At 73.9% G+C, this 1954-nt stretch carries 2 pseudogenes; both read right to left on the bottom strand.

The annotated features are described in order from the left end of the window. Positions 1 to 1149, bottom strand: a pseudogene (locus P409_RS36670) (hypothetical protein); the annotation flags it as partial. Next, a pseudogene (locus P409_RS39645) lies at positions 1103 to 1954 on the bottom strand (hypothetical protein); the annotation flags it as partial. The pseudogenes P409_RS39645 and P409_RS36670, both read right to left, overlap by 47 nt.

Genomic DNA, 1954 nt, shown 5'->3' with positions numbered 1-1954 from the left:
GTTGCCGCCGCCGCCGCCCGGCCGGCCGACCTTCACCGTGCCGATGAAAGGGCCGGCGTAGAGCGCGGCGGCGCCGCCTTGCGACGTGCCGCCGCCGCCGCCGATCGACTGCGCCACGATCCCGCGCGAGCCGGAGCCGACGGTCTGGGTCTGGGCCAGCGGACCGAGCGTCACCTCCGCCGTGCCGCCGCCTCCGGCTCCGCCGCCCAGGCCACCGAGACCGAGCGTCATGCTGAAGCTCGTGACCTGGCCGGGCGAGAAGGTTGCGCTGCTGCCGACGCCGGCATCGCCACCACCGCCGCCGATCGACTGCGCGACCACTGCGTTGGCGTTGTCGCCGAATGTGGCGATCGTCGTCGGCGATGTCGCCGTCTTGCCCTGCACCACGGTGACCGGGCCGCCGGCGCCCGCCACACCGCCAATGCCGCCCACCGAGGCGCTCAGATTGATGGCGGGCAGCTTGGCAGTCGCCGGGATCGCCGCGGAGATGCCGAGCGCGGTACCGTCGCCGCCGGAGCCGCCGCCGGCGCCGATCGATTGCGCCAGGACGGCATGGGAGCCGGCGCCGTAGGTGACGACCTGGCCTGCGCCGACGGTGACGCCGGCCGTGCCGCCATACCCGCCGTCGCCGCCCGTGGCGCCGACCGCCGAGCTCAGGTTGACGGTCGGTATCGTGCCAGGGAAGGACGCGACGATCTGGTCGACCGTGGCGGAACCGCCGGTGCCGCCGCCACCGCCCAACGACTGCGCGACGATGCCGTAGGCGTTGGTCGCCTGGCCGGTGATCGGGATGGGCTGGCCGGCAGCGGCCAGCGCGCGGAGATCGCTTCCGGTCGTGACGAAGCTGTTCTGCCAGTTGACCGTGGCTGGACCGCCCGAGCCGCCCCCGCCCGCCTTGCCGCCGAGCGAGACCGCGGCGGCGAAGTTGAGGCTGCCGTCGTAGCCATGGACGTTGCCGCCATCGCCGCCGCCGCCGCCGATCGACTGCGCCAGGACGCCGATGGCGTGAGCGCCCTGGGTTTCCACGACAACACCGCCGGGCTTGTCAGTCGTGCCGGGAACGGTGACCGTGACACTGCCGCCCGTGATGTAATAGCTTTGGTCACCGCCGGAGATGCCACCGGCACCGCCGATGACCAGATCGAACACCGAAAGGCCGGCATAGCCGGTGGCATCGCCGCCGCTGCCGCCGCCGCCGGCGATCGACTGCGCCATGATGCCGTGGGCGTGGGAGCCCCGGGTGGACAGGGAGGCGCCGGTGCTGATCTCCACCGTCACCGGACCGCCCAGTACCGCTGGCCCCGGCATCGCCACCGATGCCGACCGTGGGAGCCAGGACGGAAAAGTCGAGCACGTCGCCGCCGCTGCCGCCGCCGCCGCCGACCGACTGTGCTGCCACGGCATGGCTGAAGTCGCCTTTGGTGTCGACGCTGCCGCCGATCAGGTGGACGTCGACCTCGCCGCCCTCGCCGCCCGACTGACCGTGACCACCGATCGCATAGATGCCGGTCGAGCCGGCCCCGGCGCCGCCGCCGCCGCCGATCGATTGGGCCGCCACGCCCATCGCGGCGTCGCCGGTGGTGCTGACCGTGCCGGTCTGCGTGACCGCCACTCGGCCGCCGTCGGCCGAGTACGAGCCGTCGCCGTCACCGCCGATCGCGATGATGCCCCCGGCGACGCCGGCGGCACCGCCACCGCCGGAGGTCGATTGCGCCACGATGGCGTGCGCGCCATAGCCTGTCGTGGTGACCGTGCCGGAGTTGTCAAGCGTCACCGTGTCGGTCTGGCCTCCGTCGGCGCCGTCGCCGCCCAACGACAGCGTGCCCGTGGCGATGCCGCCGGTGCCGCCGCCACCGCCGATCGACTGCGCCAGCAGGCCATAGGCATGCTCGCCCTGGGTGGCCACCGTGCCGGCCGCCGTGAGGGTGACCTTGCCGGCAGTGCCGCCGCGGCC

Source organism: Inquilinus limosus MP06, from assembly GCF_000767795.1.
GTDB lineage: Bacteria > Pseudomonadota > Alphaproteobacteria > DSM-16000 > Inquilinaceae > Inquilinus > Inquilinus limosus_E.
This window is presented reverse-complemented; position numbering and strand designations above follow the sequence as displayed.